Consider the following 7,197-nt stretch of genomic DNA (forward strand, 5'->3'; position numbering starts at 1 on the left):
AGTCAGTCGCCATCACCGGCGTGCTGGCGCTCGGCGTCACCGCCACGCTGGTCGTCGGCGGCTTCGATCTGTCGATCGGCTCGGTCGCTACATCAGCCATGATGGCGGCGGCCTATGTCATGGTGGTGCTGGAGCAGAACGCCCTTGTCGCGGTCGTCGTCTGCCTGCTGATCGGCGCCATTGTCGGCCTGATCAATGGCTGGCTGATCGTCTACATGCGCGTGCCCGATCTGCTGGCGACGCTCGGCATGATGTTCCTGCTCGTCGGCCTGCAGCGCATTCCAACCGAAGGCCGCTCGATCGCCACCGGCATGACCATGCCGGACGGTTCGGTCGCCAATGGCAAATTCTCCGACGCCTTCCTGGCGCTCGGCCGCCACCGCTTCGACTTCTTCATCCCGAACCTGATTCCGGTGTCGGTAGTCGTGCTGCTCGTGCTCGCCGTGCTGATCTGGTTCTTCCTCGAATACACCCGCTTCGGTCGCATGATGTATGCCGTCGGCAGCAATGAGCGCGCCGCCGAACTCGCCGGTGCGCCTGTCAAGGCATACAAGATCTGGGCCTACGTTATTTCAGGAGTTTTTGCCTCGATTGGCGGTATTTTGCTCGCTGCCCGGCTTGGACGCGGCGACATCGCCTCGGGTAATAATCTGCTGCTCGATGCGGTCGCCGCAGCACTGATTGGCTACGCGGTGCTAGGTGCCGCCAAGCCGAACGCCTTCGGCACTGCCATCGGTGCGCTGTTCGTCGGCATCTTGCTGCAAGGCCTGACGATGATGAACGCGCCTTACTATACGCAGGATTTCGTCAAGGGCGTGGTTCTGGTCGTCGCCCTTGTCTTCACCTTTGCGCTTTCGGGCAGAGGCCGGAGGTAGCTTTCGACCGGAACAGGATTTTGGGTTCAACAAGAGTGGAGGAAAACAAAGTGAGCATTACAAGAAGACTTCTGGGGAAGGTGGCGCTCGGATTGGCCGGCGCAACCGTGCTGATGCAGGTCCCGGCTTTTGCCGCGGACAAGCCGGCGCCTTTCGACAAGCCTGGCGTGAAGATCGCGCTGGTGCGTTATCTCTCGACCGGCGACTTCTTCCAGGCCTATCTCTCAGGCGTCGAGGCGCAGTCGAAGGCGCTCGGCATCGACCTGCGTGTCCTCGACAGCCGCCAGGATGCCGCCCTTCAGTCCGACATGGTCGATCAGGCCATCGCGCTTGGCGTGCAGGGCATCATCATCCAGCACGGCCTGACGGAATCGATGAAGGACGCCGCCCAGCGTGCGGTCGACGCCGGCATCAAGGTGGTGGCGTTCGACGTCAATGTCGAGAATCCCAAGATCCCGCAGATCGAACAGTCCGACCGCGACTTGGCGCGCCTCGCCCTCGAGCAGGCGGTCAAGGACAATGGCGAAAGCTGGAATGCCGGCTATGTCTATGTCGCCGGCATCGCGCCGCTCGACCGCCGCAACGAGACCTGGGTCGACGTCAAGAAGAAGTATGCCGGCATCAAGGAAGTCGCGATGTTCGGCACGCTCGACAATCCGATTGCCAACTCCGTCGCCAACCAGGCGCGTTCGGTGCTGACGGCGCATCCCGACATCAAGGTGATGTTCGCTCCCTATGACGAATTCGCCAAGGGCGTGAAGATCGCCGTCGACGAAGCGGGCTTGAACAAGGGCATCAAGATCTATTCGGCAGATATCTCGACGTCCGATATCGCTGCGATGCGTGAGCCCGACAGCGCCTGGGCTGCGACCGCCGCGACCAATCCGGCCGTCGTCGGCCAGGTCTCGGTGCGTGCGCTGGCGCAGCTGCTGGCCGGCGAAGATCCCGGCCACAACGTCGTCGTGCCGCCGACGCTGATCACCCAGAAGGACCTCATCGACAAGGACATCAAGAACATGGAAGACCTGTCGGCCAAGCTGCCGCAGTTCGCCCATGCCGATGTCGCGATGCCGGCCTGGATGCCGAACCCGAACGCCAAGTAGGTTTCGCTATCGAAGGCCGCCTGCAGCCGCTTGCTGCAGGCGGCCTTTTTGCCGAATATCTCAGCCGGCGCCAGGCTCCGGCCCAAGGTACGGTGCGTATATGGAAGCTCAGGCGGCAATCGAGGAAGACCTGTCCGGCGCCGTCGCCGGAACCTTGTTTCGATGCCGCAGTGACGAGGCTGATTCGAGGCTGGGAACCAGGGCCTGGAAACACATTCTAGAGTTGCTGTAGCAGGGGTTTCGCGGCGGCCGAGGATGCGGTCGTTCCAGAAGTCGAGCGCAGTCGAGATTATTGCCTCTGGCGCGTCTTCCTGAACGAGATGTTTGGCATTTGGAACCGCGATGAACGGCGCACCGGGGATGCGGCGCGCGAGTTCTCGCCCGTCGTCGAGCGGAATCCACTCGTCGTCTTCACCCCACAGGATCGTCACAGGGCAACGTATCTCGTCGTACCGCCACTCGACCTCTCGACTGAACTTGTCGTCCATCTGTGCGATCTGACGCCAAAAAGCCTTCTGTCCCTCGTCTCCAAGCCATGGCTGCAGATAGAGCTGCATTTCGTCCGCGCGCAACGCGTTCGCGACAGAGCCGCCGATATAGGCGCGAAGCATGGCTTCATGGATATAGGCCGGCAGACCGGCAAACGCTTTCTCGTGTTCTTTTGCCGCTTGAACCAAGGGCGATCCCTGGGGGCTGATCGCGACCGGATCGATCAGCACCAGGGAGCGATAATCGAGCCCGTTGAGCAGGTGGCCGCGCAACGCGACGGAGCCGCCGAAGTCATGCGCCACGATGTCGGGCCACTCCAGCTCCCAGTGAGCGTAGAGCGCCGCGAACAACTCGTTTTGAATGCCGCGCGACACGTCCGCGTCGGGCTTGGCGGATTGCCCGTAGCCGAGCATGTCGAAATAGTAGATCCGGCGCCGTTGCCCGAGCCAAGCTGCAATCCGCCGCCATTCCACCGACGAGAACGGGGTACCATGAAGCAAGACCGCCGGCGGGCCGTCGCCGATCGTTCCCCATGCAATCGGGTGACCCGAATAAATAAAGCGTTCGGGCAGGGACCAGTCATCGGTTGGCATGAGGGAACTCCCGGCAACAATTTAGCTGCTTGACCTTGCTCGATCTCAATGGCCGGTCGGGTCGAAAGTTCCCAACCGCCCCTTCTCGAGCAAGCTTCAGAGTTGCACCGCACCTCTCTACGTCAGCGCAGCGCTGCCGCGATATTCCCGCCGTCGACCGTCGTCACATCGGCGGTGGTGCGGTCGGCCAGCGCGTGATGCAGGAAGGCCTGCGCCACGTCCTGCGCCGTCACTTCCTGGCCGAGCAGATTGCCGGACATGTAGTCCTTCTCCGACACGCCGCGCGCGCCCGAGCGGCTGGCGATCATGGCGTCGGTCAGAAGCCCCGAGCGGATGCGGTCGGCGTTGACGGCGTTGGAGCGGATGCCATGCGCGCCATAGTCGAGCGCGTATTGCCTGGACAGGAACAGTGTCGCCGCCTTCGGCACGCCATAGGCGCCGAACTTCGGGCCGGGGTTGACCGCCTGTTTGGAGGTGTTGAACAGAAGCACGCCGCCGGTGCCCTGCTCGAGCATGATGCGCACGGCATTCTGCGCCACCGATTGGTGGGCGAAGAAATTGAGCTCGAAACTCTTGCGCAGGAGCGCGTCGTCGAGCTCGCCGATGCGGCCTTCCCAGGCGGCGCCGGCATTGGAAACCAGGATGTCGACACCGCCGAACACGGCAACCGCTTTGTCGAAGGCGGCACGCACCTGTGCCGGGTCGGTGATGTCTGCGGCGACGCCGATCGAATTGTTGCCGGCTTTCTTCGCCGCATCGGCAGCCTTTTCGGCGTCGAGATCGACGACGACGGCATGGGCGCCATTGTCGGCGAACAATTTGGCTGTCGCTGCACCGATCGCGCCGGCGCCGCCGGTAATCAGCACCACCTGGCCAGTCAGCGGCTTCGGCTTGTTGGAGGCGAGCTTGGCCTGTTCCAGCGACCAGTATTCGAGCGGGAACAGATCGGCCTTGGAGAGCGGATGGAAACGGCCGACCGCCTCGGCGCCGCGCACCGCCTCGATCCACATCTCGCCGACATCCGAGGCGATCTTCGCGTCCTTCAGCGTGCGGCCATGGCCGAACATGCCGAGGCCCGGCACCAGCGTCAGCCGCGGCATCTGGTCGAGCATGGTGCGCTTGACGTCGTCGAGCGCATCATTGGTTTCGAAATAGGCGCGATAATCCTTGGCGAACGCGTCGACATGGCTCTTGATCACCGCCTTGTAGTCGCCGGTCTTGTCCGCATCGGGCGCCGGCAGCGCCATTGGGCCGGTCTTGATGCGGATCGACAGATCCGGTGTCGACACACCGCGTCCGGCATAGTCGGCGATCTCAGCCGAATTGATGAAATCGACAATTGCCGGCGAAGTGCGGAAATCGCTGATCATGCGGTCGAAGCGGCCTTCGCCGCGCGCCACCGCCACCGCACCACGCAGCATCGGCGCGATGGACGCCGGTGTCGCGAGGCTTGCCGGCAAGGCCGCCTTTGCCGCCTTCGGCTTGCCGCTTGCGGCAATGAAGTCCTCGGCGACATTCACATAGTGGATCATCCGGTCGTAGGCCTGTTTGGCGTCGTCGCCGAAGGTGAAAATGCCGTGCTTGTCGAGGATCAGGCCTTCGACATCAGGGTCGGCGTCGAAGATGTCGGCGGCCGCCTTGGCGAGGTCGAAACCGGGCATGATGTAAGGCACATAACCCATCCTGCTGCCGAAAACCGTCTTCACCAGCGGCTTGGAGTCCTCCTGGTCGACGATGGCGAGAATGGCAGTCGAGTGCGTGTGGTCGACGAATTTGTGCGGCAAGAAGGCATGCAGCAGCGTCTCGACCGACGGGTTGGGCGAGGACGGATCGATGAGGTTGACGCGTTGCAGGGCAACCATGTCCTCGTCGGTCAGCCTGTTCAGCGCGCGCGCCTTGAGCAACGGCTTGAGCTTGACCGCCGGCAGGCCCTGCGGCTCGATGACGCCCATATCCCAGCCGCTGCCCTTGACGCACAGCACGTCCCACTGGTCGCCGACGAGGTCGGTTGCCGTCGTCTTGCAAGAGGTGTTGCCGCCGCCATGCAGGACCAGCCGTGGTTCGCCGCCGAGCAGCCGGGTCGTGTAGACGCGCAGCGCCAGGTCGCGGCCGATACCCTTTTTCGCGTAGTCTGCGACGAGTTTTTCGGCTGCTTCGTCATTCCACAAATTCTTCATGTTCGCTTCGTCCGGTTGCTGTCTTTGTTGGTGAAACAGGATTGCCGCGACGCTTTGATGACAATGCGCCGGCGACGGAGAGGGGATTTCTAGGAGGCCTTTTCTGTCGTGGCAGCCGCATGATCCAGGAGCCGCTGCGCCATGTGCGCGCCGACCACCAGATGCGTGCAAAGGCCGCCCGCGATCGCCGCGAGCAGCGGTTCGAACTTGCTGTCTTCCTGCACCACCACCAAACGCCTGGTGATGGCGCGCAGCGAGGCAAGTTCGGCGGAGATCGCCCGCCTGTTATAACTGCAGTCGAGCACCTTGCCTTCGGCGTCTATGATCTGCCCGGCAATCACGCCGGCAGCGCCTTGGCTGCGCAGATCCGCCATTTCACTTGGCGTCAGCGCGCCGCATTTGACCAGATGGCTGTCGGCGTCGACCGCGCCGACCGAGTATAATGCCAGGTCGCATTCGCTGACACCCGACAATTGTTCCCGGATCACTGGCTCGGCACGCAGCGCCCGCGCGAGTTCTTCCGTCGACAGCACCAGCGGCGCGTAGAAATTGAGCCCCTTGGCGTTGAGCCGCCGGGCGATCTCCATGGTGCATTGGTCGGGGCGATAGGAATAGGGCGCGCCGAGATTGCCGCAGAGCTGCACCACTGTGACATCCTGCAGATCGGCATAGGACATCACGTCGGCGATCATATAGACGGTGCGGCCCCAGGCGACGCCGATGCGGTCGCCCTTCTTGACCAGTTCGAGAAAGACGCTTGCCGCCAGCACGGCGATTTCCGTCGACGGGTCGGCAATATGATCATTCTCCGGTGCGATCCAGACGGCGTCGAGGCTCAACGCATCCTCAAGCTTGCGCGCCAGAACGTCGTCGGTGAAAAGCTGGGTCGAAGTCGAGATGTTGACGATGCCGGTCTCGCGCGCCTTGCGCAGATACATGGCGACCGAGGCACGGGAAATGTTAAGCTGGCTCGCCACCTGGTCCTGCCGCAGGCCATGGGCATAGTAGAGCCAGGCGGCCTTGTGGATGAGCTGTTCTGCCGGTCGGATCGCCATGCCGTCTCCTCGGCTGACATTATTCACGGCTCTCGACAAAAGTCAAACTGGGCAGAGGTATGCGATACTCCCGCTTACGCTGAATCTGGTTCATCATTGTGCCAAATGCGCTCTCTCGTGGCATCGTTTGTGGTGACGCGGCCCGAGCCTGTGATTAGAACGTCTGAAAGAAACCGCGGGGGGAGCATGGGATGGGCAGTCCTTACGAACAGGATCTCGACAAGAACGCGGCCAACCATCAACCGCTGACACCGCTCACCTATCTTGAGCGCGCGGCCAAGACCTATCCCGACCATCTCGCCATCATTCATGGCCACCAGCGTATCGACTATCGCACCTTCTGGCAGCGGTCGCTGAAGCTTGCCTCGGCGCTCGACAGGCGCGGCATCGGCAAGGGCGACACCGTCACCGTCATGCTGTCAAACACGCCGCCGATGCTGGAGGCGCATTTCGGCGTGCCGATGACCAAGGCGGTGCTGCATTCGCTCAACACCCGCCTCGATGCCGCGGTCATCGCCTTCCAGCTCGATCATGCCGAGACCAAGGTGCTGATCGTCGACCGCGAATTCTCCGGCGTTGTCAGGCAGGCCCTGGAACTGGCCAAGGTCAAGCCGCTGGTCATCGACTATGATGATCCCGAATACGCCGACGACGCGCCGTATCCGAAGGGCGAGCGGGTTGGCACGCTGGACTATGAGGCGTTTGTTGCAGGCGGCGCCGAGGATTTCGCTTGGTCGATGCCCGACGACGAGTGGGACGCCATCTCGCTCAACTACACTTCCGGAACGACAGGCAATCCGAAGGGCGTCGTCTACCACCATCGCGGTGCCGCGCTGATGGCCTACACCAACACCATTCATGCGGGCATGGCCAAGCACGCCGTCTATCTCTGGACGCTGCCGATG

5 protein-coding genes and 1 pseudogene are annotated in these 7,197 nt (G+C 62.6%); 3 read left to right on the forward strand and 3 right to left on the reverse strand.

Annotated elements, in window-relative coordinates:
• Together EOC06_RS28630 and EOC06_RS28635 are read left to right on the forward strand one after the other, a co-directional pair.
• On the forward strand, positions 1 to 875 hold an 875-nt coding region (locus EOC06_RS28630), incomplete at its 5' end, for an ABC transporter permease (RefSeq protein WP_164898787.1).
• Between the two features lie 50 nt (positions 876 to 925).
• Positions 926 to 1,978 carry a substrate-binding domain-containing protein gene (locus EOC06_RS28635; RefSeq protein WP_128309383.1) on the forward strand — a complete coding sequence of 351 codons (1,053 nt, stop codon included), beginning with the start codon at positions 926 to 928 and terminating at the stop codon, positions 1,976 to 1,978.
• 299 nt (positions 1,979 to 2,277) lie between these two features.
• On the opposite strand, the pseudogene EOC06_RS28640 reads toward EOC06_RS28635, so the two are convergent.
• From EOC06_RS28640 to EOC06_RS28650, 3 genes and pseudogenes are all read right to left on the reverse strand, one after another.
• A pseudogene (locus EOC06_RS28640) lies at positions 2,278 to 3,060 on the reverse strand (alpha/beta fold hydrolase); the annotation flags it as partial.
• Positions 3,061 to 3,182: 122 nt separating this feature from the next.
• Positions 3,183 to 5,237: a bifunctional aldolase/short-chain dehydrogenase gene (locus tag EOC06_RS28645; RefSeq protein ID WP_128309384.1), complete on the reverse strand. Its 2,055-nt coding sequence runs from the start codon at positions 5,235 to 5,237 to the stop codon at positions 3,183 to 3,185.
• An 89-nt stretch (positions 5,238 to 5,326) separates the two neighbouring features.
• Positions 5,327 to 6,292 (reverse strand): sugar-binding transcriptional regulator, encoded by a 966-nt coding sequence (locus EOC06_RS28650; RefSeq protein WP_128309385.1) that lies wholly within the window; start codon positions 6,290 to 6,292, stop codon positions 5,327 to 5,329.
• Between the two features lie 191 nt (positions 6,293 to 6,483).
• Between EOC06_RS28650 and EOC06_RS28655 the strand changes: the two genes are divergently transcribed.
• Positions 6,484 to 7,197: AMP-binding protein (locus EOC06_RS28655; RefSeq protein ID WP_164898788.1), on the forward strand; the 714-nt coding region annotated here is incomplete at its 3' end.

Origin of the sequence: Mesorhizobium sp. M7A.F.Ca.MR.362.00.0.0 (genome assembly GCF_004023175.1) — a bacterium.
Classification (GTDB): Bacteria; Pseudomonadota; Alphaproteobacteria; order Rhizobiales; family Rhizobiaceae; genus Mesorhizobium.